We start from the raw sequence: 25,665 nt of genomic DNA, 5'->3' as shown, positions 1-25,665 counted from the left end.
CTCCGGGCTCGGGCGTATCCATCTCGACAACCGTGAACGGCGGTGGACGAGAGGAGGTCGGCGTGGACGCAGCGGAGTTCGACGAGTTCTACGCGACCTCGTTCCGCCGGGTGACCGGTCAGGTGTACGCGATGATCGGCGACCTCGACGAGGCCACCGAGTGCACGCAGGAGGCGTTCGCGCGGGCCTGGGCGCACCGGCGCAGGCTGGACCGGGCGGAGTACCCCGAGGCGTGGGTGCGCACCACCGCCCACCGGCTCGCCGTGAGCCGGTGGCGGCGCCGCAAGCGCGGCGAGCGCTCGCCCGACCGGGCGCTGCAGCCCGTCGGCGCGGCCGCAGCCGCGGTCGACGAGTCGCACGTCGCGCTGGTCGCGGCGCTGCGCCGGCTGCCCGAGGCGCAGCGCCAGGCGCTGGTCCTGCACCACATCGCCGACCTCCCCGTCCAGCAGGTCGCGGCCGAGGTCGGCGTACCCGAGGGAACCATCAAGGCCCGGCTCAGCCGCGGCCGGGCCGCGCTCGCCGCGCTGCTGGCCGACGAGCCCGGACTGGCGGAGGGAGGGGCGACCCATGCCTGAGCACGACCCCATCGACGAGCTCGCCCGGTTCGGCGCCGAGCTCGGCCGCGCAGGAGGAGACATGCCGCTCTCTGCTGCCGAGGTACGCCGCCGTGGCGACCGGATCCGGCGCCGGCGTACCGCACTCGTGGCCGGTGGCGCCGCCTTCGCCGTGGCCGCCGTCACCGCGCCGGTGCTGCTGCTGACCGGCCACCAGGACCGGGACCTCACCACCAAGGACCCGCACCACGCGCCACTGAGCGAGCGGGACCTGCTGACCGACGACGACACCGTCTACAGCGATGGCGCCGACTGGTACGCCACCGACCCGGCCTCCGGCTCCGCGGCCTTCCGGTTCTGCGAGCGCCGCGACCTCACCAGCTTCGGCGCGAGCGACACCCTGTGGCGCGACTTCGAGCTGCGCAACCTCGACGACCCCGAGGTCGAGGTGACGGGCGACGGCTTCCGCGAGTCCGCGGGCCAGTTCCCCGACGTCGCGAGCGCGCGCGCCGCCTACGACGACGTCGTCGCCTTCGTCCAGGACTGCGCGGAGGGCGTCGCCGTCGGCGGCCCGTTCGAGCCGCGGACCGTCGACACCGGGCGCGCCGACAGCGAGGCGATCGTGATCGACGCCCACTTCGGCGACGTGCCCGCCGACATCGACCCGTACGGCGACTCGGCCTACATCTCCGAGGTCGGCATCCTCCGGGTCGGCGACCGCCTCGCGGTGCTGGACTCGGGGATCGTCGGACAGGACTACGACTTCACCGACGGCACCCCGGTCGAGCGGATGGTCCCCCGCGCCGCCGAGCTGCTCGAGCCCGGCGACCCGAGCGACGCCGAGGCGCACACCACCACCGACCCCGGGGACGACAGCACCGACCAGCCCCACGGCGCGCCGCCCAGCGTCATCCCCGACGACTTCCCGCTCGCGAGCAGCTGGCCCGACCCGGAGCCGGCCGGTGACATGAAGCTGGAGGGTCCGACCCGCACCCTCGGCCGGCAGTACCTCGTCTCCGCCTGCGGCCGGGACGCGCCCGACGAGCCGACGCCGACCGACCGCCTCTACGCCCGGTTCACCCAGCCCGAGGACTACCGGCTGCGGCAGCTGTCGACGTACGCGTCCGAGGAGGACGCCGCCGCGGCCGCCGCCGCGCTCGTCACGACCTACCGCGACTGCCCGACCGAACCGGCCGACCAGGACGGATTCGTCGCTCACCACAGCGTGGCCACGGGCGAGCTCGGCGACGAGTCCTGGGTGCTCGGTACCTGGCTCACCCTCGACGGCGCTCCGGCCGTCGGGATCGACGTCACCACCGTCATCCGCGTCGGCACGGCCCTCCTGGTCGTCGTCGGCAGCAACGAGGGCGGCGCCACCGACCCTCAGGGCGACATCGCCACCACCGCGTCCGGCATGGCCGACGACGCAGCCGGGGTCGTCGAGTCCCTGTGCGCGTACACCGCCACCGGCTGCTGAACCCTCTCTCCTTCTCCTGAAAGGCACCTCCCGTGCTCCAGCGCTGCGCCCTGCCCGCGATCGCCCTCCTGGCCCTCGCCTCCCTGTCCGCCTGCGGCGACGACACTCCCGTCGCCGCCGCCCCGACGCCGACCGGCCCCGCGGGCCTCACCACCGGCGTCCTGCTCACCGACGACGACACCGTCTACGGCGACGGAGCGGACTGGTTCCGCCTCGGCACCGGCGAGGAGAGCCTCGACGGCAACGGCGACCTCGCCCACCCGTGCCTGCCCGACGGGTTGACCGGCACCGGCGCGAGCAGCGTCGTGCGCGCCGACTTCGAGCTGCGCAACCTCGACGACCCGTCGGCCGAGGTGACCGGCGACCTGCTGGTCGAGCTGGTCGGCGAGTACGCCGACGAGGCGACCGCGGAGGCCGCCCGGTCACAGGTCGGCGAGCGGCTCGAGACGTGCCGGGACCGGCCGGCCGCGATCCGCGACTACCGGGCGCTGCAGACCCGCGCGGTCGCCGTTCCCGGGGCCCACGCCGCGCTCACCGACTCCCACTTCGGCCCGGTCCCGCCCGAGGTCGACCCGAGCGGCGATGCCGCCTACCTGATGGAGACCGGGGTGCTGCGCCAGGGCACCCGGCTGGTGCTGCTGACCTCGGTGGTCGTCGGCCAGGACTACGACTTCGTCGGCGGTACGCCGGTCGAGCGGATGCTGCCGAGCGCCGCGAGAAGGCTTGCCGAAAACTGAGTCGGGGGGCATCATCAGGTCATGTACTGGCTGATCGGAATCGTCCTCGTCCTGGCCGCCGGTGCCCTGTGGCTGTGGGCCAACCGCCATGGCCAGCAGGCCGTCGCGATCGAGCGGGCCCACGAGGCCAGCAAGGCCGATGCCTCCACCTGGCGGGCGCCCCACTCCGGCGGCGGCCCGCTCTGAGGATCGCCCACGACGTACGAAGGCCCGCCGCCCCTCACGGGGTGGCGGGCCTTCGTGCTGCTCAGCTCAGAGAGACTGCAGGATCTCCCGGGCCAGCGCGGCGGTCGCGGACGGCGTCTTGCCGACCTTGACGCCGACGGCCTCGAGGGCCTCCTGCTTGGCGGCCGCGGTGCCGGCGGAGCCCGACACGATGGCGCCGGCGTGGCCCATGGTCTTGCCCTCCGGGGCGGTGAAGCCCGCGACGTAGCCGACGACCGGCTTGGTGATGTTGTCCTTGATGTACGCCGCGGCCCGCTCCTCGGCGTCGCCGCCGATCTCACCGATCATCACGATCAGCTTGGTCTCCGGGTCGTCCTCGAAGGCCTGGAGCGCGTCGATGTGGGTGGTGCCGACGATCGGGTCGCCGCCGATGCCGATGGCGGTCGAGAAGCCGAAGTCCCGCAGCTCGTACATCATCTGGTAGGTCAGCGTGCCCGACTTCGACACGAGACCGACCGGGCCCTTGCCCGCGATGGTGTGCGGCGTGATGCCGGCCAGCGACTCGCCCGGCGTGATGATGCCGGGGCAGTTGGGGCCGATCATCCGGGTCGACTTGCCCTGCAGGTAGGACCAGACCTCGGCCGTGTCCTGCACCGGGACGCCCTCGGTGATGACCACGATCAGCGGCATCTCGGCGTCGATCGCCTCGATCGCGGCGTCCTTGGTGAACGCCGGCGGGACGAAGAGGACCGAGACGTTGGCGCCGGTCTCCTTCATCGCCTCCGCGACCGTGCCGAAGACCGGCAGCTCCACGTCGGCGCCGTTGGCGTCCTTGTGGGTGACGGTCGTGCCGGCCTTGCGCGAGTTGACGCCGCCGACGATCTCGGCGCCCGAGTCGAGCATCAGGGCGGTGTGCTTGGCACCCATGCCGCCGGTGATGCCCTGGACGATGATCTTGCTGTCCTTGTTGAGGTAGATGCTCATCTTCTCTGCTCTCTATCTCAGGCGTTCGCCAGCTCGGCGGCCTTGTCGGCCGCGCCGTCCATGGTGTCGACCTGGGTCACGAGCGGGTGGTTCAGCTCGTTCAGGATCGCGCGGCCCTGGTCGACGTTGTTGCCGTCGAGGCGGACGACGAGCGGCTTGGTGGCCTTGTCGCCGAGCAGCTCGAGCGCGCCCTTGATGCCGTTGGCGACCTCGTCGCACGCGGTGATGCCGCCGAAGACGTTGACGAACACCGACTTGACCTGCTCGTCGTTGAGGATGACGTCGAGGCCGTTGGCCATCACCTGGGCGTTGGCGCCGCCACCGATGTCGAGGAAGTTGGCGGGCTTGACGCCGCCGTGGTTCTCGCCGGCGTACGCGACGACGTCGAGGGTGCTCATCACCAGGCCCGCGCCGTTGCCGATGATGCCGACCTGGCCGTCGAGCTTGACGTAGTTGAGACCGAGGTCCTTGGCCTTCGCCTCGAGCGGGTCGGCCTCCTCGCGGATCTCGAACTCCTCGTGGTCGGGGTGGCGGACCTCGGAGGCGTTGTCGTCGAGGGAGACCTTGCCGTCGAGCGCCTCCAGCTTGTCGCCGGCGAGGCGGGCGAGCGGGTTGACCTCGACGAGGGTGGCGTCCTCCTCGACGAAGACCTTGTAGAGGTCCTCGATCATCTTCACGGCCTGCTCGAAGACGGGCTCGGGGAACTTCGCCTCGGTGGCGATCTCGCGGGCCTTGGCCGCGTCGACGCCCTTGCCCGGGTCGATGCCGATCTGCTTGACGGCGTCGGGGTTGGTCTTGGCGACCTCCTCGATCTCCACACCGCCCTCGACCGACGCGATGCAGAGGTACTGCCGGTTGGACCGGTCCAGCAGGAAGGAGAAGTAGTACTCCTCCTCCGGCGGGGTGGCCGGCGTGACCAGGACGCGGTTGACCGTCAGGCCCTTGATCTCCATGCCGAGGATGTTGGACGCGTGCTCGAAGGCCTCGTCCGCCGTCTTCGCGAGCTTGACGCCACCGGCCTTGCCCCGGCCACCGGCCTTGACCTGCGCCTTGATGACGGTCACGCCGCCGATCTGCTCGGCCGCGGCCCGCGCCTCCTCGGCGGTCTCGACGACCGTGCCGAGGGTGGTGGCCACACCGTGCTTCGCGAAGAGCTCCTTCGCTTGGTACTCCATCAGGTCCACTGATACGTCCTCACGTCTTGGTCAGAGGTTCGGTGCGCTCAGCGGCACACCCCCGGGCACGATAGTCCTGACCCACGAGTAGGACGAGCCCGGGAGCCGTTCATCGGGCCGGACGTGACCGGGCTCACGCATTCCGCGGGTTTGGCGATTCCCCGGACCGTCCCCAGGGACGAGACGTACGATTTCGGGGCCGCGGCGGCATCGGTTAAGGTCGCCACGCACGTTTCACCCGGCTGTCACCCGACAGCCACCTCGGCAGCGGTCGTCCACTCGGGGCCGCCAGCCGCCGGGCACCAGGAGCGAAGCGCGCCTGCACGATCGTCCCCCAAGGAGTCAGCAGTCGATGGGTAACCACCGAGCGGACCACAGCGAGCCGCGCCCGGAAACGACCCTCGACTCCTCCCCCTCCACCTACGTCGGCAAGCGCGTGGCCCGCCAGGCCGCCCCCGTCGAGACCCCGTCGACCTACGTCGGCAAGCGGGTCGCCCGGCCCGCCGCCCCCGCCCTCGAGGCGGTCACCGAGCCCATCGTCGAGCCGAGCCTGGCCGCCGAGGCCGTCACCCCGGTCCGCAGCCTCGACCGGATGCCGACCGTCGAGCTGCCCGCGCTGCGCGACATCCCGCTCCCCGACTCCCTGTCGGACTCCTCGACCACGCTGCGCGCCGTGGCCCCCGTCGGCAAGCGCCGCGCGGTCAAGCGCCCCGGCGCCAGCGGCCCGCTCCGCGCCCTGCCCACGCTGCCCGTCGCCGTCGGCGTCGCCACCATCGCGATCGCGGTCGGCGGCGTCGTCACCTCCGCCGACCCGCAGCTCGCCGCCGCCGGCGACCGCCTCACCTCCCCCAACGCCCTCACCGGCTCCTTCGGCAGCGGTGCCGTCGGCGACCGCACCGCCACCGTGAGCCGCGACTCCGACCGCGACGCCCTCGCCCAGGGCGCCGACGCGGACCTGGTCAAGGCCGCCGAGCGCTCCGCCGCCGAGCGCACCACCGCCCTGAGCGACCTCACCGCCAAGGCACAGAAGGAAGCCTCCGAGATCGCGCTCAACAAGTGGGTGCTGCCGCTCGACAGCTACCGACTGACCGCGACCTTCGGCGAGTACGGCCTGTGGTCCAGCTACCACACCGGCCTCGACTTCGCCGCCCCTCCCGGCACCCCCATCCGCGCCGTGGCCAACGGCACCGTCTCCTCCGCCCAGTTCGACGGCGCCTACGGCAACAAGACGGTGATCACCCTCGACGACGGCACCGAGCTCTGGTTCTGCCACCAGACCTCGTTCAACGTCTCCCCCGGCGACACCGTCCGCGCCGGCGAGATCATCGGCTACGTCGGCAGCACCGGCCACGTCACCGGCCCCCACCTCCACCTCGAGGTCCGCCCCGGTGGCGGCGACCCGGTGGACCCGGACGCGGCGCTGCGGCAGCACGGCGTCACGCCGTAATCTCTGGCTCGCTACGCTCGCATGTCGCGCCGCCTTCGGCGCCGCGACGAAAGCCTCGCCGCTTGCTCGCTGCGCTCGCGCGCGGCTCGGCCCCACCCCTTCGTCCTCTCGTCCCTGAGGGGGCGCCCTTGTTTCGTCGGGTGGTCACGGGGTAGGTCGTCGCCAACACATCGACGAGGGGGCCACGTGGGCACGAAGCAGGACATGGGCGCGAGCCTCGAGGAGCTGGAGAAGGCCGGACTGGTCGAGCTCCCGGCCATCGCGGACGCGTTCACCGGCGCGAGTACGGCGCTGTCGGGGATCTCGACGAGCGGGATGTTCGTCACCGACGGGCCCTTCGCCCAGAACTGCCCGCAAACCCAGTTCGAGTCACTGATCGAGGCGATGACGGCCTCGACCAAGCGCTCGGGGGACGTCCTCGACGACGTGTCGGCGGCGCTGGTGACCACGGCGCGCGACTTCGCCAAGACCGACGCGGACATCATGGCGGCCTACGTGGCCGCAGGAGGAACCCTCGAATGACCTCGTGCTACGACATCGGCTGCCAGGTCGGTGCCAAGGCCTCCGAGCTGATCGACGGCACCCCGCCCGGCTACGTCACCATCGGTGGGTCGTACGCCGACATCGGACCCTCCTTCAGCCACTACGACGACCTGCCGGTCGGCACGCTCGACGGCAGCCGGACCTCGTTGTCGACCGCGCTCAACAGCGTGGCGGTGCCGGGTCAGGGCAGCTCCGATGTGCTCGACACCGGGGTGGTCACCCCCAACCATGCCTTCGCGAACATGGCTCGGATCAACCCCGACGTCCTGCAATGGACCGGTGACGCGGCGATCGACTTCAACGACAACTACAACGCTCAGCTGCCGTACGTCGCCGACTCGAACTTCACCGGCATCTCCGTGCTCGCCGCGGCCGTGGAGGCGCAGAAGGAGCTCTACACGTTCGCCAAGGACTCGATCCTCGACATCGGCAACAAGACGCTCTCGGCGCTCGAGGCGGCCGACGGGCGGGGCAGCGCGTCCGGCGCGTTCGCGCTGACCGTGCTCGCCGCCGTCGGCACCGTCGCGGTCACCGTGCTGACCGCCGGCACCGGCACCGCCGCGACCGTCGCGATCACCATCGCCGTGGCCTCCGGCGCCGCCAGCTCCGGCGCCGCCGCCACCGCCCTCGAGTTCGGTGGCGACACCCCCGAGGACATCATGAACGACTTCTACTCGGCCGTCGGCAGGGTTGAGGAGCAGGTGCGCACCCGCCAGCAGGAGATCAGCAACGGCCTGCGCGACTTCGCCGCCGCTGTCCGCCAGGACATTGATCAGACCCACTTCGCCGAGGACGTCTACCCGCGCTTCAAGTTCAAGCCCACCGGGTTCGCCCAGGGGCCCGGCGGTCTTGGAGGCTGGGACGGATGACCGGCGACCTGCAGTACTTGCCGCAGACAGAGGGACACATCAGCCCGTTCGGCCGGGCGGTCGACCGGATGCACGTCTCGGCCGAGGCCGACCAAGGACGGCTGCACGCCGAGCTGACCGGCTGGTACCAGGTCCGCGTCGTCGTGTCCGAGGCCAGCATCCGCCAGCCCGACGCCGACCTGGAACGGGCCCTCGAGCGGCTGGCCCGCCAGCTTTTCGTCGCTCGGACCCGGGAGTACTACCGGCTGATGGAGGCGCACCTCCAACCCGATCCGACGACGCTGCGCCGGATGCGCGACGACCTCGAGGACGCGACCGAGCACGCGCACGTCAGCGGCACGGCGGCCGGCGGGGCCGTGGAGGTGTCGTCGATCGGCATGCGGCACTTCGCCGTACGCCTCCAACCCGGGATCGCCGCCCAGCTCGGCGGCGACGGACTCGGGGCGGCGCTGACCGTGGCGGCCAACGACATGGTGGGTGGCTGGCTGCGGGTGCTCGCCGACTACAAGCGCGAGCGCTGGGCCCGGTGAGGCGCACCTCCCTGGCCGTGCTGGCGGTCGCGGCGCTGGCTCTGAGCGGCTGCACCGGCTCCGCCGACGATGCCGCCATCGGCGACGTCGTGCAGGGCCGCACCGGCGACCTGTCAGGGGCCGAGCACGTCGTGCAGCTGCCCTCGGGACAGGTCACGATCACGCTCGGCAAGCCGACCGACGCTGTCAGCGCCAAGGACGCCGCTGACGGGCAGGAGCACCCAGCGCCCGACGGCGGCACCTGGGTCGCGGTCGACTGGCACTTCGATCCCGGGGCGGGGCTCGCGCCGTTCACCCGCGCGGTGATGGCCGAGGACGACGGCCCGCGCACCACCCTCACCCTCGACGCCGACGGTGAGGACCATCCCCTCGGCGAGGTCGCCACGACGACGAGGACACCGGCCGACGCCCGCACGGCGGGCATCGTCTACCTCGCGCTGCCCACCGGCGCCGACCCGATCCTCACCGTCGACACCGACGGCGTCACCGCCCGGGTCGACACTGGCACCGGAGAGGTCACCGGCGAGCTCGCCGCCGCCTTCGCCACGCCTCCGGTGACCCGCTCGGGCGAGTGCGGACCAGGCACGGTCGCCGGGGGCAGCGCGCGGGTGGCGTGCACCTGGACCACCGTCACGCTCCCTTACCTGCCCGGCCGCGGCTGGTCGAGCGCCGGGTGGCAGGTCGCGCAGGTCGAGACTCGGGTCGACGGGTTCACCCGCCGCGGGTCGCGCTACGCGACCACCGCGACGGCCGACGCCTCCACGCTGACCGGGACGGCGGACGCGGCGAGCGAGGTCGTCGACAGCCGGCTGAACAGCCTGGTCGCGCGGGTCGTGGCGGACGGTCCGGCCACCGGCCTGCGGGTCGTGCGCCGGCTCACCGGCGCCAAGACCGACGGCCCCGGCCCCGACACCGCGACGGTGACCTGGACCGCGACGGTGCCGATCGGCGAGCTCTGACCCGGCGTCGGCACTAGAGCTTCTCCACCGGCGCGTACCGCAGCAGCAGCCGCTTGACCCCGTCGGAGCCGAAGTCGATCGACGCCACCGACTTCTCGGCGACCCCCTCGACGGCCACGACCGTGCCGAGGCCGAAGGAGTCGTGGGTGACCTTGTCGCCGGGGGCGAGGACCGGGATCGGGCGCGCGGGCTTGGACTTCGCGGCGGCGTCGGCGCGGGCCGCGGCGGAGCTGAAGTTGCGGCGGCCGGCGGCGGTGGGCTGGCCGAAGCGGTTGCCGGCGTAGTCGTCGGACCCGCCCGACCGACCGGAGTCGTACGACGGCCGCGACCAGCGGGTCTGGTCGGCCTCGGTGCGGCGCCAGTCGACGAGGTCGATCGGGAGCTCGCCGAGGAACCGGGAGCCGGGGTTCATGGCCGGCGCGCCCCAGGCCGAGCGGACCATGGCCCGGGAGACGTAGAGCCGCTGGCGGGCGCGGGTGATCCCGACGTACGCGAGGCGGCGCTCCTCCTCCAGCTCGGGGCGGTCGCCGAGCGCGCGGGAGTGGGGGAAGACGCCGTCCTCCATGCCGGTGAGGAAGACGACCGGGAACTCCAGGCCCTTGGCGGTGTGGAGGGTCATCAAGGTGACCACGCCCTGGTCCTCCGGGGCGTCGGGGTCGTCGTCCGGCGCGTCGGGGATCTGGTCGGCGTCGGCCACCAGCGCGACCCGCTCGAGGAAGTCGGACAGCCCCGGCTCGAGGATGCCGGCGTCGACGTCGGCGGGATCGGCGGAGGGTCCGGCGACGGGGTCCTCGGCGAACTCGCGGGCGACGGCGACCAGCTCGGCGAGATACTCCAGCCGGGTCTCGTCCTGCATGTCGTCGGAGTTCTCCAGGCTGACGAGGTAGCCGGACCGGTCGAGCACGGTCTCCAGGATCACGTCGGGCCGCTCCCGCGCCTCGACCATCTGCTGCAGCTCCTGCAGCATCCGCACGAAGGACTCGATGCTGGACTGGCTGCGGGTCGCGAGTCCCGGCGCCTCGTCGGCGCGCTGGAGCGCCTCCCAGTAGGTGATCCGCTCGCGCTCGGCGAAAGCCGCGATGGCGGCCTCGGCGCGCTGGCCGATGCCGCGGCGCGGGGTGTTGACGATCCGGCGCAGCGAGACCTGGTCGTCGGGGTTGACCAGCACCCGGAGATAGGCGAGCGCGTCGCGGATCTCCTTGCGGTCGTAGAAGCGGGTGCCGCCGACGACCTTGTAGGGCATGCCGGTGCGGACGAAGATCTCCTCGAACACCCGGGACTGCGCGTTGGTGCGGTAGAACACCGCGACGTCGGAGGGCCGCAGCCCGCCGTCGGTGAGCTTGTCGATCTCGCCGGAGACGAACCGGGCCTCGTCGTGCTCGTCGTCGGCGACGTACCCGACGATCTTCTCGCCGTCGCCGGCGTCGGACCACAGCCGCTTGGGCTTGCGGCTCTCGTTGCGCTCGATCACCGCGTTGGCGGCGGTGAGGATGGTCTGGGTCGAGCGGTAGTTCTGCTCGAGCAGGACCGTCTCGGCGTCGGGGAAGTCCTTCTCGAAGTCCATGATGTTGCGGATGTCGGCGCCCCGGAAGGCATAGATCGACTGGTCGGCGTCACCGACGACCATCAGCTCCGACGGCGGCACCCGGTGGGCCGGCAGCCCGTCGAGCGTGGTCGGGTCGTGCTCCTCGAGGTCCTGGCCGCAGAGCTGGTGGATGAGGGCGTACTGGGCGTGGTTGGTGTCCTGGTACTCGTCGACGAGGATGTGACGGAACCGCCGACGGTAGGTCTCGCGGATCTCCGGCTTGAGCTGGAAGAGCCGCACCGTCTCCATGATCAGGTCGTCGAAGTCCATCGCGTTCGCCTCGCGCAGGCGCCGCTGGTAGAGGGTGTACGCCGCGGCGTACGTCTCGTCGATCGAGTTCTTCGCCTCCGCCGCGACCTCGTCGGGCTCGCGCAGCTCGTTCTTCTGGTTGCTGATCCAGTGCAGCACCGGCCCCGGCTGGTAGCGCCGCGGGTCGAGCTCGAGGTCGCTGCACACCAGCTGGATCAGCCGCTTCTGGTCCGCGGTGTCGTAGATCGAGAAGTTCGACTTCAGCCGCTCGTAGCCGAGGTGCTCGACCTCCTTGCGCAGGATCCGCACGCAGGCCGAATGGAAGGTGCTCACCCACATGATGCGGGCGCGGTTGCCGATCAGCTCGGCCACCCGCTCCTTCATCTCGGCCGCGGCCTTGTTGGTGAACGTGATCGCGAGGATCGAGCCCGGATGGGCCTTGCGGACCGCGATCGTCCACGCGATGCGCCGGGTCAGCACCCGGGTCTTGCCCGAGCCCGCGCCCGCGACGACGAGCAGCGGGGAGCCTTCGTGCTTGACGGCCGCACGCTGCGGTTCGTTGAGCCCGTCGAGGAGGGCTTCTGCGGTCAGGGCCGGGGGCGTCGCGGAGTCGATCATGCTCCGACCAGCCTACGGCGCGGGTCCGACGGTGGGTGGGGTGAGGTCGGGGGTGGGTGGGGCGAGCGCTGTAACACGGGGTTCGCGGGTCTTGGGTGCTCGCGCCCGCTGTAACACGGAGTTCGCCCGCCTCCCGGACCTGCGACGTCGCGGAAGCCCGTCCGTACGGGTCGGCAACAGTCCGTCGAGGTCGCGAAGAGCCGCGGACAACGTGTTACAAGCCCGCCGAAGCCGCATCCGCCCCGAGCACCAGCCGCCACACCCGCCACTCGACGCGCCGTTCGCCGTCCCCAGGGCCCGCGATCCACGTGCCACTCCACAGCCAAGGAGACAATCGGCGCGGAAGGACCCGGCCAGGGCCAGAGTGCTGGACATGAACAGTCGAGTGATCGGCGTGATGAGTACGCAGTGGGGACTGGTCACCCGCGCGCAGGCCATCGGCGTCGGCATGTCCCCCGAGCAGGTCGACCGGCTCGTACGCTCGGGCGCATGGATCGCCGTACGCACCGGCGTCTACGCCGAGCGCGACTACGTCCACTCGCTCACCACCCATGCCGAGCAGCGGATGCTGGCCGACCGGGCCGCAAGCCTCCGGGTCGGCCGCCCCCACGTGTTCAGCCACCACTCGGCGGCCTACCCTCTCGAACTGCCAGTGCTTCACGAGCCGGATCCGACCTCACACGTCACTCATCCCGGGCTCGTCGGCACCCACCGACGCCACGGCATCGCGCATCACCTGGCGCCGTATCCCTCTGAGCAGCTGTGCACGGTCGCCGGGATGAGGATGCTCGGGCCCGCGCGTACGGCGCTCGACATCACCCGCGAACACGGTCACCTCGCGGGCTTGGTCGCGGTCGACTCCGCGATGCGGATGGGAGTCACTCGACAGGAGCTGGTCGCGGTCCTGTCGCAGATGCACTGCTGGCCCCAGTCGACCGTGATGCGAGACGTGATCGAGTCCGCCTCGCCGGACACCGACTCGATCGGCGAGACGCTGATGCGCCACCTCGTCGAAGGGCTCGGTTTCGGCGTGCCCGAAGTCCAGTTCGGACTCACCGCCGAGGGGCGCACGGCCTGGTGCGACCTGCGGCTGGGACGCCAGGTCTTCGAGTTCGACGGGAAGGTCAAGATCCTCACCCCCGTCGACGGTGGGGTCGCCGACCGCCCTCCGACCGAGGTGCTCTGGGCCGAGAAGGGACGGCACGACTTCGTTGCCGGGTTCAAGCTCGGCGTGTGCCGCGTCACCTGGGCCGACGTCTGGGGGCCGGGACTCGAGCGAGGCCGCGCACGTCTGCTCCGCGAGTACCTCGCAACCTGCGTGCGCTTCGGAATCGACGTGTCGGATCTCGCGCAGTACCGTCCCCGACACCCGCGCCCACGGCCACGGCCCTCGCGGCCGACGTACCGACTCATGGGTTGGGATCGCTGGGCGGCCTGAGCCCGACAGCGCGCATCGACTCCTCGATCGAGGGGCTGAGCGGGTGTCGGCGCTGGTCGACAGACGCGCTGTAACACGCTGATCGCTGCTCTATCCGACCTGAGACGTCGGCATGGAGGGTTCGTGCGGGTCGGGAACAGCACCTACGGGTACGCCGGAGCGGCGGACACCGTGTTACAGCCGATGCGCGCCCCCCACAACAGCGGACAGCGTGTTACAGCGCGCCGGTCCGCACCCCGACGGCGCGGGTCCGACAGCACGCCGCCCGGATCAGCTGCTGTGCACGGGCGACCAGAGGACGGCGATGCAGACCTCGGCGACCGCGAGCACCAGCAGCCCGGCCCACAGGCCGTTGGGGATCTTGGCCTTGCGCATGTTGGCCATCACCAGCACCAGCAGCACCAGGCCGATGGCGAGCTTGACGCCGACCTTGGCGTGGTTGACCGGGTCGTCGCCGCCCTCGAGGACGCCGACCAGGAGCAGGCCGGCGAGGAAGGCGGTGCCGACGCCGTCGCGCATCACGCCGGTGACCCGCTTCTCGCCGGGGCCGACCTGCGCGAGCAGCCCACCGATCAGGGCCGAGAAGCCCAGGATGTGGAGGATGAGCAGGATCAGGCGCAGGGTCTCCATGACCGCACCCTATCCAGCCGGGGGCCGGTTTCAGCCACCGGTCGCCGTGAAGTGCTGGTAGTCCTTGAGCGAGCGCCACGAGCCGCCCCACGACCACCCGATGCGCGCGAACTCGCGCACGACCAGGTCGCCGGCGTGGATGATGCCGGGCTGGGTCCGGGTCCGGTCGAGGTACGCCGAGGCCCGCTCGGGGAGCACCACGTCGCCCTTGGCGTAGGGGTTGAGGAAGGGGTTCACGTCGATCGCGAGGCCGTAGGCGTGGGCCGACCACGAGGTCTGGCCGCGGACCGCCCGGCAGACCAGGGCGGCGGTGTCGTTGCCGTCGCCCGTGGGCGGCGCGTCGAGGTCGGCGGTGGTCGGCAGCCGCATCTCCTCGATCGGGTAGCCGGCCGCGAACAGGGCCCGGAAGACCGACACGACGTCGTCGGCCTCCGTGGCGGCCAGGACCAGCTCGCCGGTGTGGGCCAGGCCGTCGAAGCCGCGGAAGACCACGGTGACATAGGCGAGGTCGGCCAGCGCGACCGGGCAGGCCGGGGACCAGGTCTCCCCCATCCGTTCGCGGATCGCGGCGGTGACCGGCCCGACGCTCGCGTGGAAGGCGCCGTCCGCGGGCGGCGGGAGCAGGTCGGTGGTCGGGTAGCGGCGTACCCGCAGCGCCTTGGGCGTCGGGCGGATCTCGCCGAAGCCCTGGGCGGTGCGCGGCAGCACGTGGACGCCGAGCCGCCAGGTGGAGTACGCCGGCGCCGGGCTCGGCGCGTCCGTGGCCGCGGGCGCGAGGGTCCCGGGGGCTGAGCCGGAGCCCGAGCCGGTGCTGGCGCCCGGGTCCGGCGGGGCCGTCGTGCCGGAGCAGCCGGCGAGCAGCAGCGCCGCCGCGACGAGGGCGGCGGCCCTCCTCACAGCAGCCGGCGGTCCGAGGCCCACCGGGTCAGCTCGTGGCGCGAGGACAGCTGGAGCTTGCGCAGCACCGACGACATGTGGGTCTCGACGGTCTTGATCGAGATGAACAGCTCCTTGGCGACCTCCTTGTAGGAGTAGCCGCGGGCGATCAGCCGCATCACCTCCCGCTCCCGCTCGGTGAGCCGGTCGAGGTCCTCGTCGACGCTGGCGAGGTCGGCGGACAGCCCGGCGCCGGCGAAGGCGTCGAGCACGAAGCCCGCCAGCCGCGGCGAGAACACGGCGTCGCCGTCGGCGACCCGGGTGATCGCGTCGACCAGCTCGGGGCCGGTGATGGTCTTGGTGACGTAGCCGCGGGCGCCGCCGCGGACGGTGCCGATGACGTCCTCGGCCGCGTCGGACACCGACAGGGCGAGATAGCGCACGTCGCCGTCCTTGACCCGGCGGATCACCTCGACGCCGCCGCCCCCGGGCAGGTGCACGTCGAGCAGGACGACGTCGGGGCGGTGGGCCAGGACCGCGGCGACCGCCTCGTCGACGTCGGCGGCCTCGGCCACGACCTCGACCCGGCCGGCTCCCGTGGCGGCGAGCTCGGCGCTGACGCCGCGGCGGAACATGGCGTGGTCGTCGACGACGACCACGCGCACCGGGTCACTCATGGGTCTCCTTGCTCTTCGACGGTTCGGGGGTGTGGTCGAGGTGCAGCCGCACCTCGGTGCCCTCGCCGGGCGCGGACCGGATCTCGGCCCGGCCGCCGTGGCGCTCCATGCGGTCGATGATGCTGCGCCGTACGCCGAGGCGGTCCTCCGGGGTCGCCTCCGGGTCGAAGCCGGCGCCGCGGTCGCGGACGAAGACGTCGATCCCGGCGGGGGTGATCTCGGCGTAGACGTCGATCCGGGGGACGCCGGCGTGCTTGGCGGCGTTGGTGGTCGCCTCGCGCGCGGCCTGCACGATCGGGCGGGCCGACTCGTCGTAGTCGCAGTCGCCGACGGCCACCACGTCGACGGCGATGCCGTAGGCGTCCTCGATCTCGGCGGCGGCCGCGCGCAGTGCGCTGGCGACGGTCGCCTCGTCGAGCGACTCGCCGGCGTACAGCCAGGCGCGCAGGTCGCGCTCCTGGGCGCGGGCCAGTCGGGCGGCGTCGGCGGGGTTCTTCTGGATCAGCGCCAGGGTCTGAAGCACCGAGTCGTGCAGGTGGGCGGCCACGTCGGCGCGCTCCTGGGTGCGGACCCGCTCGGCGCGCTCGTCGGTCAGGTCGGACATCAGCCGGTAGACGAACGGGCCGAGCACGATCCCGACGCCGAAGAAGGCCAGCAGGATCGCGAGCATCGCGTCGCCGGCGACGCTCAGCGACCCGTCGCGCAGGGCGAACAGCGCGAGCGCCACCACGACCAGGACCACGCCGGCGCCGATCCGGGCCCAAGCGGCCCAGCCACCGCCGCCGACCACCAGCCGGACCGGGTCGACCTTTCCGGTGGCGTCGAGCCAGCGCTCCCGCTGCGCCTCGTCGGCCTGGCGCCACAGCAGCGCGACGCCGACGACGGCGATGCCGAGCGGCCAGATCCACCAGCCGGTGCCGAGCAGCGCCTCGGTGGTGAACACGGCGCCGATGCCGAGGACCGCGAGCGTGATCACCGGACCCACGTCGGAGAGGCGGCGACCGCGGCGCCCGGGCCGGCGGCCGTCACGCGAGGCGCTGGCGAGCCCCGGCGCGAGGTACTCCGGGGGCGGTCCGGCGGGGAGCAGGATCCACAGCGCGGCGTACGCCATCACCCCGGACCCGCCGATCACGGTCGCGATCACGAACGCGGCCCGCACCGCCAGCACGGACACGCCGAGGTGGACGGCGAGGCCGGAGGCGACGCCGCCGATCATCGGCTCCCGCAGGTCGCGCCAGGCCCGTCGTACGTCGCGGGGCGGCGCCGGGGGTGCGGGAAGGGACGCGGTGCTGGTCATGGTGCTCCCATCGTCACACAGCCGATCCGGCGTCAGCAGGGGGAAGCACCCTGAGCCGACCCTGATGCCGGCCCCGGGGCGACCGGTGCGGATCAGGGCTGTCCCCGATGGTCCGCGCGCCGTCGTGACAGCATGCTGGACGACATGAACGCACCGACCGACACCGAGCACGAGCCGCACCGCGAGGGGCCTCGGGTGACCCGCGACGAGGTCCGCGACCTCGCCCGGCTCCGCCGCAGCCGCGACGACCGCAAGGTCGCCGGCGTGGCGGCGGGCGTCGCGCGGCACCTCGACATCGACCCGCTGCTGGTGCGCGTCGCGTTCGTCGTCCTCACCTTCTTCGGGGGCGGCGGGCTGATCCTGTACGCCGTGTGCTGGCTCTTCGTCCCCGAGGAGGGCACCGAGGACACGGTGATCCGCGTCGACGAGGGCATCCGCACCGCGGCGCTGATCATCGGCGGCGTGGTCGCCATCGCCTCGGTCATCGGCGACACCTTCGGCGGCCCCGGGTTCCCGTGGCCGATGCTGGTGATCGGCCTGCTGCTGGTCGTGGTGCTCGCCGGCAAGAACGCGATCAAGCCCGGCGGCCCCACCCACCCCTGGCTGCGCGGCACCCCTGCCGGGCCTCCCCCGCCCCCGGCCGCCCCCGCGACCGAGCCCGGGGCGACGTACTCGGCCTACCGGACCCCGCCGCCGGCGTACCGGCGCCCGGTGGACCCGCGCAAGCGCGGACCACTGCTGTTCCCCTTCACCCTCGGCCTCGCCGCGCTCGGCCTCGGCACCCTGGCCACGCTCCAGCTCGCCGGCGTCGACGTCACCCCGTCGGCGTACCCGGCGACGGTGCTCGGCGTGACCGGCCTGATGCTGCTCGTCGGCGCGTTCTACGGACGCGCCGGCGGCCTGATCCTGGTCGGCCTGCTCGCCGCCGGGGCCACCGCGGTCACCGGCGTCGCCGACAGCCTCGAGGTCGGGCAGGAGCGGCCGGTGCTGCAGCAGGCGTCGGACCTGAAGCCGTCCTACGACCTCGGCGTGGGCGAGCTGCGGATCGACCTCAGCGACATCCGCGACCTCGACCAGCTGGACGGCCGGACCCTCGACCTCGAGCTCGGCGTCGGCCACATCCTGGTCATCGTCCCCAAGGAGGGCCTCAACGTGGAGGCGCGTGGCACCATCGACGCGGGCGAGGTCGCGATCTTCGGCAAGCGGACCAGCGACGACTTCACCGGCGACAACGGCACCGTCGCCGACAACCCCACCCTGACCGTCAACGCCGACCTCGACCTCGGCCAGATCGAGTTCCGGAGCGCAGCATGAGCCACGACGAGCCCACCACCGAGCTCCCCCGCGAGGAGCGACCCGCCGACGGCGCCCGCCGGACCGGCCGGCACCGCGTCAACACCGGCCACCTGGTCATGGGCGTCGCGTTCACCGGCCTGGTGATCGTGTGGGCGCTGGCGATCAGCGACCGCGTGCAGCTGCAGCACAACGGCTGGATCATGGGCCTGCCCTGGCTCGCGGCGGGGGCCGCCGGCCTGGTCGCGTCGGTGCTGCGCGGCCGCCACCCGGACCCGAGCGCCGACCAGCACGCCTGGGACGGCCACCAGATGCGGGGCTGGCAGTGACCCTCCCCAGGCTGACCGGCCTGGCCTCCCTCGTCGCGCTCGAGCATCCCGACCTGGTCGCCCCACCGGTCGCCGCCGCCCTGGCCGCCTGGCCGGGAGCCGAGCGGATCGCGGTCGTCGAGATCGACCCCGAGCTCGCCGACACGGCCGCGATGAGCGCGGCCTACGACCTGCCGATGACGACCGGCGCCAACTGCGTGCTGGTCGCCGGCAAGCGGGAGGGCGAGGAGCGGGTGGCCGCCTGCCTGGTCCGCGCCGACACCCGCGCCGACGTCAACCACACGGTGAAGCGGCTGCTCGACGTCCGCAAGCCGTCGTTCCTGCCGCTGGAGCGGGCGGTGGCCGAGTCCGGGATGGAGTACGGCGGCATCACGCCCGTCGGGCTGCCCGCGGGCTGGCGACTGCTCGTCGACGCCCGGGTCCCGGAGATGGAGCTGGCGGTGATCGGCTCTGGACTGCGCCGCTCCAAGCTGCTCGTGCCCGGGGACCTGCTGGCACAGGCCCCCGGAGCCGAGGTGGTCGAGGGGTTGGCCGGCTGACGGGTCAGTGGTCGAGGCCGGTCACCCGGATGCCCGAGTGGGTCTTGTACTTCCGGTTGATCGAGATCAGTACGGCGGTGAACGGCTCGAGCACCCGCGCGAGCCGGAGCTTGCCCCCGTCGACGCCGGGCCGGCCGGTCACCGAGGCGGCGAGGTCGATGGCGACCTGCTTGCCCTCGGCCGAGTCGCCGACGACGATCACGTCCTCGTCGAGGAACTCGTCCTCGCCCCACAGGGCGGGGGCCGCGACGTTGTGGAAGGCACCGACCACGACCGCACCGGGCACGATCTCGGCAGCCGACTCGGCGGCCGAGCCCTCGCCGCCGTTGATGACCCGGCCGTGGGCGCCGCGCTTGTCGAAGGCGAGCGGGTTGACGCAGGAGATGACGGTCTTGCCGTCGAGGGCGCCGCCCTCGGCGAGGGAGGCGACCAGCTCGTCGTGGCCGTCGTACGGAACGGCGAGGAGGACGACGTCGGCGGCGGCGATGGCATCCGCGTTGGCGGCGCCGCGCGCCGTGCCCGCGCCGGCGACGGACGCGAGCCGGGAGCTCACCTCGTCGGCGACGGCCTCGGCCTTCTCGGCGGCGCGGGAGCCGAGGACGATGTCGTGCCCGTGGCGGGCGAAGCGGTAGCCCAGGCCCTTGCCCTGCGGGCCGGTGCCGCCGATCACGGCGACGGTGTAACGCGTGGGGGTCTCAGAAGAAGTCACGCTTCCTCCTATCACGCGGGCACCGGGTGCCCGCGGCCCGTCTCACCCCCGGCGGCCATGGACATTGTGACAGTATTACTGTCACAGTTGCGCTGTCGGTGACGGATCACCGGCACCTCGTCACCGTGGCCGCGAGGCCGGAAGGGACTCTCATGAAGCTGTCGATGCCCCTCGTCTACGCCGGCAACCCGCGCGCGTCGGCCGACCAGGTCGTCGCCCTGGAGAAGGCCGGCCTCGACACCATCTGGGTGGCCGAGCCGTACGGGTTCGACGCCCCCACGCTGATGGGCTACCTCGCCGCGAAGACCGAGACCGTCGAGATCGGCGCCGGCATCCTCAACGTCTTCTCGCGTACGCCGGGCGCCCTGCTGCAGACCGCGGCCGGCCTCGACAACGTCTCCGGCGGACGCGCGGTCCTCGGCCTCGGCGCGTCCGGGCCGCAGGTGATCGAGGGCTTCCACGGCCTGCCCTACGACCGGCCGCTCACCCGCACCCGCGAGGTGATCGAGGTGCTGCGCTCGGGTCTGCGCGGCGAACGCCTCGACTACCAGGGCACGACCATCCAGGTCCCCCTCCCCGAGGGCCAGGGGCTCGGCCTCGGCAAGCCGCTCAAGCTGCTCAACCGCCCCGAGCGGGCCGACCTGCCGATCTGGGTCGCGGCGCTCGGCGACAAGAACGTCGCGATGACCGCCGAGGTCGCCGACGGCTGGCTGCCGTTCCTCTACTACCCCGAGAAGGCCGCCGAGGTCTGGGGCGAGCCGCTGGCGCGCGGCGCCGCGAAGCGCTCCGCGGGCCTGAAGCCGCTGGAGATCTCCGCCGGCGGCATGGTCGCGATCGGCGAGGGCCCGGAGACCAAGGCGCTGCTCGACTTCATGCGCCCGCTCTACGCGCTCTACGTCGGCGGCATGGGCGCGCGCGACAAGAACTTCTACAACCAGCTCGCCTGCGAGTACGGCTTCGAGAAGGAGGCCAAGGAGATCCAGGATCTCTACCTGTCGGGCAAGAAGAAGGAGGCCGAGGCACTCGTCCCCCTCGAGTGGCTCGAGGCCGGCAACCTGGTCGGCCCGGCGTCGTACGTCCAGGAGCGGATCGCCGCCTTCCGGGAGTCCGGCGTCACCAACCTGTCCGTTTCCCCCGCGAGCGACGACCCCGCCGCGACCATCGCACAGATCAAGGAGTGGGTGAGCTGATGCCCGAGCGTCCCAGCATCTACGAGACCGAGCACGAGGACTTCCGCAAGACCGCGCGCACCTTCCTCGAGCGCGAGGTCGTGCCCTTCCACGAGCAGTGGGAGAAGGACGGCCTGGTCGACCGCGAGGTCTGGCGCAAGGCCGGCCAGGCGGGCCTGCTCGGCTTCGAGGTCCCCGAGGAGCACGACGGCCCCGGCATCAAGGACTTCCGCTACAACATGGTGCTCACCGAGGAGATCACGCGGGCCCACGCCAGCGGGCTCGGCTTCGCCCTCCACAACGACATCACCGTCCCCTACCTGGTCGCGCTCGCCAACGACGAGCAGAAGGCCCGCTGGCTGCCCGGCACCGTGTCCGGCGACATCGTCACCGCGATCGCGATGACCGAGCCGGGCGCCGGCTCCGACCTCCAGGGCATCCGCACCACCGCCGTCGACAAGGGCGACCACTACGTCCTCAACGGCTCGAAGACCTTCATCACCAACGGCATCCACTCCGACCTGGTGATCGTCGTGGCCCGCACCAACCCCGACGCCGGCGCCCACGGCATCAGCCTGCTGGTCGTCGAGGAGGGCATGGCCGGGTTCACCCGAGGCCGCAACCTCGACAAGCTCGGGCTCAAGGCCCAGGACACCGCGGAGCTGAGCTTCGACGACGTCGAGGTCCCCAAGGCCAACCTGCTCGGCGAGGAGGGGCAGGGCTTCGTCTACCTGATGCAGAACCTCCCCCAGGAGCGGGTCTCGATCGCCACCATCGCGATCGCGGCGATCGAGCACGTCCTCGACCTGACCCTCGACTACGTCAAGAGCCGCGAGGCGTTCGGCAAGCCGATCGGGAAGTTCCAGAACACCCGGTTCGTGCTCGCCGAGATGGCGACCGAGGCCTATGTCGCGCGCACCTTCGTCAACCACTGCGTCGAGCTGCTCAACCAGGGCCAGGTCGACACCGCACTCGCGTCGATGGCGAAGTGGTGGACCACCGAGCTGCAGAAGAAGATCGTCGACCAGGGCCTGCAGATGCACGGCGGCTACGGCTACATGCTCGAGTACCCCATCGCCAAGGCGTACGCCGACACCCGGATCCAGACGATCTACGGCGGCACCACCGAGATCCAGAAGGAGATCATCGGGCGCTTCCTCGGCCTCTGATCCCCCCACGCACGACCCACGACGACCCCGGAATGTCACATTTCGGGGTCGTCGTGCGTCTGGTGCTCGACGGAGAATTCCGGCGAAGGCAAAGAGTTCCCGCCCGGCGATGATTCAGGGGCGATCTCAGGGTCGGTCCGGAGGAATCCCCGATGCCGTCGTCCCCCTCCCTGGAGAAGTGTGAGCGCCATGCACCGTCAGATCGCCGGCCGGCTGACCGGCCCCGTCACCAAGTGGATCGTCCTCGTCGCGGTCATCGTGATCGCCGGCGGCCTGGCCTCCTTCGCCGGGAAGCTCGTGGACGTCCAGAACAACGAGACCGAGTCCTGGCTGCCCGAGAGCGCCGAGTCGACCAAGGGCTTCGAGAGGCTCGAGGCCTTCCAGGACCCCTACGACGTCGGCACGACCGTCGTCTACTACCGCGCGTCGGGCCTCACCGACGCCGACCTCGCCGACATCGAGACCCAGGGCGGCGAGATCGGGAAGCTCGACGGCGTCAGCGACGTCGTCACCCCGCAGGCCGCGCAGGCGGCCGGCGTACCCGCGCCGTTCGTGTCCGCGGACGGCAAGGTCGCCAAGCTCGAGTTCACCGTCAACTACGGCGACGAGCTCTGGGAGGTGCTGCCGGACCTCAAGCCGAAGATCGACAAGATCATCGCGATCGACGGGGTCAGGTCCTACCTCGCCGGGGCCGGCGGCCAGAGCGCCGACGCCGCGACCATCTTCTCCTCGGGCGACAGCAACCTGCTGCTGATCACCCTCGGCGTCGTCGTCCTCATCCTGCTCGTCACCTACCGCAGCCCCATCCTGTGGCTGCTGCCGATCATCACCGCCGTGGTCGGCCTCGGGGCCTCGATGGGCGTGCTCTACCTGCTCGCCAAGAACACCAGCCTCACCGTCAACGGGCAGAGCCAGTTCATCCTCACCGTGCTCGTGATCGGCGCCGGCACCGACTACGCCCTGTTGCTCGTCGCCCGCTACCGCGAGGAGCTGCGCCGCCACGAGGACCGGCACGAGGCGATGGCGTTCGCCTTGCACCGGGCCGCTCCCGCCATCCTGGCCAGCTCGGCGACCGTCGTGGTCGGCCTGCTCTGCCTGATGTTCGCCGACCTCAACTCGACCGCCGGAATGGGCCCCGCCAACGCGGTCGGCATCGCGGTCACCTTCGTCGTGATGGTCACCCTGCTGCCGGCGCTGCTGGTGATCTGCGGGCGCTGGGTGTTCTGGCCCTTCGTCCCCCACTTCGGCAGCACCGAGCCGACGGCCTCGGGCCTGTGGGCCAAGGTCGGCGCGGGCATCGCCCCGCGGCCGCGCCTGGTCTGGATCGGTACGGCAGCCGTGCTCGGCCTGCTGTGCCTGGGCTTCCTGCGCCTCGACACGGGCGGCATCCCGAGCGACGAGCAGTACACCAAGGACCAGGACTCCGTGATCGGTCAGACGATCCTCGTCGAGCACGGCCTGGTCGACGCGAGCACGCCGATCCAGGTCGTGGCGAACGCCGACCGCGCCGACGACGTGATCGCCGCGATGTCGAAGGTCGAGGGAATCTCCGCCCCGGTCGCGGTCGCCGACAAGGACGGGATCGCGCTGATCGTCGCCGACCTCACGAGCGACCCCTACTCCGACGCGGCCACGGCGGCGGTCGAGGACGTCCGCAGCGCCGTCCACCAGGTGCCCGACGCGGACGCGCTGACCACCGGCATGACCGCGGTGTCGATCGACATCATGGATGCGTCGGCCCGCGACAACAAGGTGATCATCCCGATCGTGCTCGGCGCCGTGCTGCTGATCCTGGCCGGGCTGCTGAGGTCGATCCTGTCGCCCGTCCTCCTCATCGGGACCGTGATCTTGTCGTTCGGCGCCGCCCTCGGCATCTCCGGCCTGGTCTTCGACCTGCTCTACGGCCGCGAGCACACCGATCCGGGCTTCCCGCTGTTCGCGTTCGTCTTCCTGGTCGCCCTGGGCATCGACTACAACATCTTCTTGATGACCCGGGTGCGCGAGGAGGCGGCGATCCACGGAACCCGGCGCGGGTCGTTGATCGCCCTGTCGTCGACCGGCGGCGTGATCACCTCCGCCGGACTCGTGCTGGCCGCGACCTTCGCGATGCTCGCCACGATGCCGATGACCTTCACCCTGCAGCTCGGCACCACGGTCGCCCTCGGCGTCCTGCTCGACACCATGATCGTCCGCTCGGTGCTGGTCACCGCGCTCAACCTCGACCTCGGCGGGAGGATCTGGTGGCCCAGCAAGCTCGACCGGGCTACGCCCGCGGCCGAGCCCGAGGCCGAGCCGGACCTGCAGACCACGAGCGTCTAGGCAGGAGTTCCCTACGATGCTCCCACGGGCCGAACGGGCGGCCCGTGGGAGCAAGGGACCTTCCGGATGAACGACGAGACGACCCCGGGTCGGCCGGTCGGGCCACCGACCTGGATCCCTCCCGCCCAGGCGCCGACCGCGCTGCCGCCGCAGTGGACACCGCCGCCCGGGCCGCCGCCACCGCCGCCGTACGGACCCTTCCCGGGCTACGGCGGCTTCGGCCCGCCGCCACCGCGCCGGAGCCGGGTGGGGCTGGTGGTCGCGAGCGGGCTCGCGCTCGTCCTGGTGGTCGGCATCGGCGTCGCCGGCTGGCTCTACGCCACCGGTCGGCTCGGGATCGGGCCGCTCAGCGCGGCCGACGAGGACGCGGCCCGGGCGATCGTCGACGGCGTCGAGCGACCGGCCTGGGCCGGCCGCGCCGACGTCGAGTGCGCGGTCGACGACCTGGTCCACGCGCACCGCTCGGGCGGGCTGGAGGAGCGCGGGCTGGTCGAGCACGGCGGCGACGACTGGACCTACCGGGGCGAGTGGCGGGCCACGGACGCCACCGACTTCTACGCCCGGCTGCTCGAGTGCACCGGCGACTGGGCCGAGCAGGTCGGCGCCGCGTGGAAGCTCGACGACACCGACTGCCTCGACGACATCGGCGCCGAGACGATGAGCGCCTGGTTCGCCCACGACACGCTCACCCTCGCCACCGGCAAGGAGGCCGTCGACGAGGAGGCCGCCACGGCGGTCGAGGCGCTCGACGAGTGCTACCTGTCGACGCCGCCGGCTCCCGAGGCGACCGCGCGCCCGGCGTACCGCGCGGTGGAGTTCACCTTCGCCGCGCCGGAGGGCGACGTCGTCATCAGCACCGGCGGACCGGGCGACTGGACGCCGCTCGACGGCTCGTCGACCACGGTCGAGACCGAGGAGGGCGGCGCCGAGGCGTGCGTCCGGGCGCAGGCGGTGACCACCTACCCGTGGGGATCGACCGCCGAGGCCGAGCAGGAGCTCTGCGGGACGGCGAAGCCGCGCCGGATCTGGTGGAAGCGGCTGGCCCGCTGCACCGCCGAGCCCGGCTGCTACGCCTTCCGGCTGCACTACGCCGGGTTTCGCGACCTGGCCCGGGTCACCGCCACCTTCACCAGCGACGGCGGCAGCTGCATGTCGGTCAGCGGCGGATGCAGCAACACCGTCACCGCGCTGCCGGGCGGCCGCGGCACCGTGGTGACCTGGAGCTTCCCCGGCTCCTACCACGGCAGGTTCGTCGCCCGGGTGGGCGAGCTGACCGCGAGGATCCCGAACTGACCCCGTGACCCGTCCGGCCCTCGACCTCCCTAACC

General features: G+C 72.1%; 25 protein-coding genes. 17 read left to right on the top strand and 8 right to left on the bottom strand.

Features of this window, described 5'->3' with window-relative positions:
* Positions 1-62: 62 nt before the first annotated feature.
* Genes JOD66_RS20010 through JOD66_RS19995 form a run of 4 tightly spaced genes read left to right on the top strand, consistent with a single transcriptional unit; the run spans position 63 to position 2,954 of the window.
* The gene (locus JOD66_RS20010; protein WP_204838568.1) at positions 63-575 is read left to right on the top strand and encodes an RNA polymerase sigma factor; all 513 of its coding nucleotides are present in this window, start codon (positions 63-65) and stop codon (positions 573-575) included.
* Positions 568-2,031, top strand: coding sequence for a hypothetical protein (locus JOD66_RS20005; protein WP_204838567.1), 1,464 nt, complete (start codon positions 568-570; stop codon positions 2,029-2,031). The genes JOD66_RS20010 and JOD66_RS20005 overlap by 8 nt, the downstream gene beginning before the upstream one ends.
* A gap of 32 nt (positions 2,032-2,063) precedes the next feature.
* Positions 2,064-2,768, top strand: a complete 705-nt coding sequence (locus tag JOD66_RS20000; protein ID WP_204838566.1) for a hypothetical protein — start codon at positions 2,064-2,066, stop codon at positions 2,766-2,768.
* 21 nt (positions 2,769-2,789) lie between these two features.
* Positions 2,790-2,954: a cbb3-type cytochrome oxidase assembly protein gene (locus JOD66_RS19995; RefSeq protein WP_204838565.1), complete on the top strand. Its 165-nt coding sequence runs from the start codon at positions 2,790-2,792 to the stop codon at positions 2,952-2,954.
* Between the two features lie 66 nt (positions 2,955-3,020).
* Here JOD66_RS19995 and sucD read toward each other — a convergent pair whose 3' ends face one another.
* Positions 3,021-3,917 carry a succinate--CoA ligase subunit alpha gene (gene sucD / locus JOD66_RS19990; protein WP_204838564.1) on the bottom strand — a complete coding sequence of 299 codons (897 nt, stop codon included), beginning with the start codon at positions 3,915-3,917 and terminating at the stop codon, positions 3,021-3,023.
* Positions 3,918-3,934: 17 nt separating this feature from the next.
* Complete coding sequence (gene sucC, locus JOD66_RS19985) at positions 3,935-5,101, bottom strand: ADP-forming succinate--CoA ligase subunit beta (protein ID WP_204838563.1); 1,167 nt, start codon at positions 5,099-5,101, stop codon at positions 3,935-3,937.
* Between the two features lie 343 nt (positions 5,102-5,444).
* Here sucC and JOD66_RS19980 point away from each other — a divergent pair, with 343 nt between their 5' ends.
* From JOD66_RS19980 to JOD66_RS19960, 5 genes are all read left to right on the top strand, one after another.
* Positions 5,445-6,539: a M23 family metallopeptidase gene (locus JOD66_RS19980; RefSeq protein WP_204838562.1), complete on the top strand. Its 1,095-nt coding sequence runs from the start codon at positions 5,445-5,447 to the stop codon at positions 6,537-6,539.
* A gap of 186 nt (positions 6,540-6,725) precedes the next feature.
* Positions 6,726-7,061 carry a hypothetical protein gene (locus JOD66_RS19975; protein WP_204838561.1) on the top strand — a complete coding sequence of 112 codons (336 nt, stop codon included), beginning with the start codon at positions 6,726-6,728 and terminating at the stop codon, positions 7,059-7,061.
* Positions 7,058-7,951 carry a hypothetical protein gene (locus tag JOD66_RS19970; RefSeq protein WP_204838560.1) on the top strand — a complete coding sequence of 298 codons (894 nt, stop codon included), beginning with the start codon at positions 7,058-7,060 and terminating at the stop codon, positions 7,949-7,951. Before JOD66_RS19975 ends, JOD66_RS19970 begins: the two co-directional genes overlap by 4 nt.
* Positions 7,948-8,481: a hypothetical protein gene (locus JOD66_RS19965; RefSeq protein ID WP_204838559.1), complete on the top strand. Its 534-nt coding sequence runs from the start codon at positions 7,948-7,950 to the stop codon at positions 8,479-8,481. The genes JOD66_RS19970 and JOD66_RS19965 overlap by 4 nt, the downstream gene beginning before the upstream one ends.
* Positions 8,478-9,440 carry a hypothetical protein gene (locus JOD66_RS19960; RefSeq protein WP_204838558.1) on the top strand — a complete coding sequence of 321 codons (963 nt, stop codon included), beginning with the start codon at positions 8,478-8,480 and terminating at the stop codon, positions 9,438-9,440. The genes JOD66_RS19965 and JOD66_RS19960 overlap by 4 nt, the downstream gene beginning before the upstream one ends.
* Positions 9,441-9,453: 13 nt before the next feature.
* On the opposite strand, the gene pcrA is transcribed toward JOD66_RS19960, so the two are convergent.
* Positions 9,454-11,892: a DNA helicase PcrA gene (gene pcrA, locus JOD66_RS19955; protein WP_204838557.1), complete on the bottom strand. Its 2,439-nt coding sequence runs from the start codon at positions 11,890-11,892 to the stop codon at positions 9,454-9,456.
* A gap of 211 nt (positions 11,893-12,103) precedes the next feature.
* Between pcrA and JOD66_RS19950 the strand changes: the two genes are divergently transcribed.
* Entirely contained in the window at positions 12,104-13,330 is a 1,227-nt protein-coding gene (locus tag JOD66_RS19950; protein ID WP_204838556.1) for a type IV toxin-antitoxin system AbiEi family antitoxin, read from the top strand.
* 270 nt (positions 13,331-13,600) lie between these two features.
* Here JOD66_RS19950 and JOD66_RS19945 read toward each other — a convergent pair whose 3' ends face one another.
* From JOD66_RS19945 to JOD66_RS19930, 4 genes are read right to left on the bottom strand one after another with little or no spacing between them, the layout of a single operon-like run.
* The gene (locus tag JOD66_RS19945; RefSeq protein ID WP_204838555.1) at positions 13,601-13,960 is read right to left on the bottom strand and encodes a hypothetical protein; all 360 of its coding nucleotides are present in this window, start codon (positions 13,958-13,960) and stop codon (positions 13,601-13,603) included.
* 30 nt (positions 13,961-13,990) lie between these two features.
* Complete coding sequence (locus JOD66_RS19940; protein WP_204838554.1) at positions 13,991-14,857, bottom strand: M15 family metallopeptidase; 867 nt, start codon at positions 14,855-14,857, stop codon at positions 13,991-13,993.
* Entirely contained in the window at positions 14,854-15,513 is a 660-nt protein-coding gene (locus JOD66_RS19935; protein WP_204838553.1) for a LuxR C-terminal-related transcriptional regulator, read from the bottom strand. The genes JOD66_RS19940 and JOD66_RS19935 overlap by 4 nt, the downstream gene beginning before the upstream one ends.
* A complete protein-coding gene (locus JOD66_RS19930; RefSeq protein ID WP_204838552.1) occupies positions 15,506-16,810 on the bottom strand; it encodes an ATP-binding protein in 1,305 nt (434 codons plus the stop codon). The genes JOD66_RS19935 and JOD66_RS19930 overlap by 8 nt, the downstream gene beginning before the upstream one ends.
* Positions 16,811-16,954: 144 nt before the next feature.
* Here JOD66_RS19930 and JOD66_RS19925 point away from each other — a divergent pair, with 144 nt between their 5' ends.
* The 3 genes from JOD66_RS19925 to JOD66_RS19915 are packed head-to-tail and all read left to right on the top strand — an operon-like array spanning position 16,955 to position 18,971.
* A complete protein-coding gene (locus JOD66_RS19925; protein WP_204838551.1) occupies positions 16,955-18,124 on the top strand; it encodes a PspC domain-containing protein in 1,170 nt (389 codons plus the stop codon).
* Positions 18,121-18,432 carry a hypothetical protein gene (locus JOD66_RS19920; protein ID WP_204838550.1) on the top strand — a complete coding sequence of 104 codons (312 nt, stop codon included), beginning with the start codon at positions 18,121-18,123 and terminating at the stop codon, positions 18,430-18,432. Before JOD66_RS19925 ends, JOD66_RS19920 begins: the two co-directional genes overlap by 4 nt.
* Positions 18,429-18,971 carry a YbaK/EbsC family protein gene (locus tag JOD66_RS19915; protein WP_204838549.1) on the top strand — a complete coding sequence of 181 codons (543 nt, stop codon included), beginning with the start codon at positions 18,429-18,431 and terminating at the stop codon, positions 18,969-18,971. The genes JOD66_RS19920 and JOD66_RS19915 overlap by 4 nt, the downstream gene beginning before the upstream one ends.
* A gap of 4 nt (positions 18,972-18,975) precedes the next feature.
* Here the strand turns inward: JOD66_RS19915 and npdG are convergent, their stop codons facing one another.
* Positions 18,976-19,680, bottom strand: coding sequence for an NADPH-dependent F420 reductase (npdG, locus tag JOD66_RS19910; RefSeq protein ID WP_204838548.1), 705 nt, complete (start codon positions 19,678-19,680; stop codon positions 18,976-18,978).
* A 152-nt stretch (positions 19,681-19,832) separates the two neighbouring features.
* On the opposite strand from npdG, the gene JOD66_RS19905 reads away from it, so the two are divergent.
* The 4 genes from JOD66_RS19905 (at position 19,833) to JOD66_RS19890 (ending at position 25,630) form a co-directional block, all read left to right on the top strand.
* A complete protein-coding gene (locus tag JOD66_RS19905) occupies positions 19,833-20,870 on the top strand; it encodes an LLM class F420-dependent oxidoreductase (protein WP_204838547.1) in 1,038 nt (345 codons plus the stop codon).
* Complete coding sequence (locus JOD66_RS19900; RefSeq protein ID WP_204838546.1) at positions 20,870-22,018, top strand: acyl-CoA dehydrogenase family protein; 1,149 nt, start codon at positions 20,870-20,872, stop codon at positions 22,016-22,018. Before JOD66_RS19905 ends, JOD66_RS19900 begins: the two co-directional genes overlap by 1 nt.
* A 189-nt stretch (positions 22,019-22,207) precedes the next feature.
* Complete coding sequence (locus tag JOD66_RS19895; protein ID WP_204838545.1) at positions 22,208-24,337, top strand: MMPL family transporter; 2,130 nt, start codon at positions 22,208-22,210, stop codon at positions 24,335-24,337.
* 66 nt (positions 24,338-24,403) lie between these two features.
* On the top strand, positions 24,404-25,630 hold the full coding sequence (locus JOD66_RS19890; protein WP_204838544.1) for a hypothetical protein: 1,227 nt from the start codon (positions 24,404-24,406) through the stop codon (positions 25,628-25,630).
* Positions 25,631-25,665 lie beyond the last annotated feature (35 nt).

Origin of the sequence: Nocardioides nitrophenolicus (assembly GCF_016907515.1) — a bacterium.
Classification (GTDB): Bacteria; Actinomycetota; Actinomycetes; order Propionibacteriales; family Nocardioidaceae; genus Nocardioides; species Nocardioides nitrophenolicus.
The sequence above is the reverse complement of the archived record's forward strand: the minus strand, read 5'-3'. Positions and strand labels throughout refer to the sequence as shown.

Excerpts from the sequence above, each read along its gene's own strand:
- JOD66_RS19920 (WP_204838550.1), top strand. The coding sequence starts at position 18,121 with ATGAGCCACGACGAGCCCACCACCGAGCTCCCCCGCGAGGAGCGACCC.
- pcrA (WP_204838557.1), bottom strand. The coding sequence starts at position 11,892 with ATGATCGACTCCGCGACGCCCCCGGCCCTGACCGCAGAAGCCCTCCTC.
- JOD66_RS19890 (WP_204838544.1), top strand. The coding sequence starts at position 24,404 with ATGAACGACGAGACGACCCCGGGTCGGCCGGTCGGGCCACCGACCTGG.
- JOD66_RS19905 (WP_204838547.1), top strand. The coding sequence starts at position 19,833 with ATGAAGCTGTCGATGCCCCTCGTCTACGCCGGCAACCCGCGCGCGTCG.
- JOD66_RS19930 (WP_204838552.1), bottom strand. The coding sequence starts at position 16,810 with ATGACCAGCACCGCGTCCCTTCCCGCACCCCCGGCGCCGCCCCGCGAC.
- JOD66_RS19945 (WP_204838555.1), bottom strand. The coding sequence starts at position 13,960 with ATGGAGACCCTGCGCCTGATCCTGCTCATCCTCCACATCCTGGGCTTC.
- JOD66_RS19965 (WP_204838559.1), top strand. The coding sequence starts at position 7,948 with ATGACCGGCGACCTGCAGTACTTGCCGCAGACAGAGGGACACATCAGC.
- JOD66_RS19995 (WP_204838565.1), top strand. The coding sequence starts at position 2,790 with ATGTACTGGCTGATCGGAATCGTCCTCGTCCTGGCCGCCGGTGCCCTG.
- JOD66_RS20005 (WP_204838567.1), top strand. The coding sequence starts at position 568 with ATGCCTGAGCACGACCCCATCGACGAGCTCGCCCGGTTCGGCGCCGAG.
- JOD66_RS19935 (WP_204838553.1), bottom strand. The coding sequence starts at position 15,513 with ATGAGTGACCCGGTGCGCGTGGTCGTCGTCGACGACCACGCCATGTTC.
- sucD (WP_204838564.1), bottom strand. The coding sequence starts at position 3,917 with ATGAGCATCTACCTCAACAAGGACAGCAAGATCATCGTCCAGGGCATC.
- JOD66_RS19970 (WP_204838560.1), top strand. The coding sequence starts at position 7,058 with ATGACCTCGTGCTACGACATCGGCTGCCAGGTCGGTGCCAAGGCCTCC.
- JOD66_RS19895 (WP_204838545.1), top strand. The coding sequence starts at position 22,208 with ATGCACCGTCAGATCGCCGGCCGGCTGACCGGCCCCGTCACCAAGTGG.
- JOD66_RS19925 (WP_204838551.1), top strand. The coding sequence starts at position 16,955 with ATGAACGCACCGACCGACACCGAGCACGAGCCGCACCGCGAGGGGCCT.
- JOD66_RS19900 (WP_204838546.1), top strand. The coding sequence starts at position 20,870 with ATGCCCGAGCGTCCCAGCATCTACGAGACCGAGCACGAGGACTTCCGC.
- JOD66_RS19980 (WP_204838562.1), top strand. The coding sequence starts at position 5,445 with ATGGGTAACCACCGAGCGGACCACAGCGAGCCGCGCCCGGAAACGACC.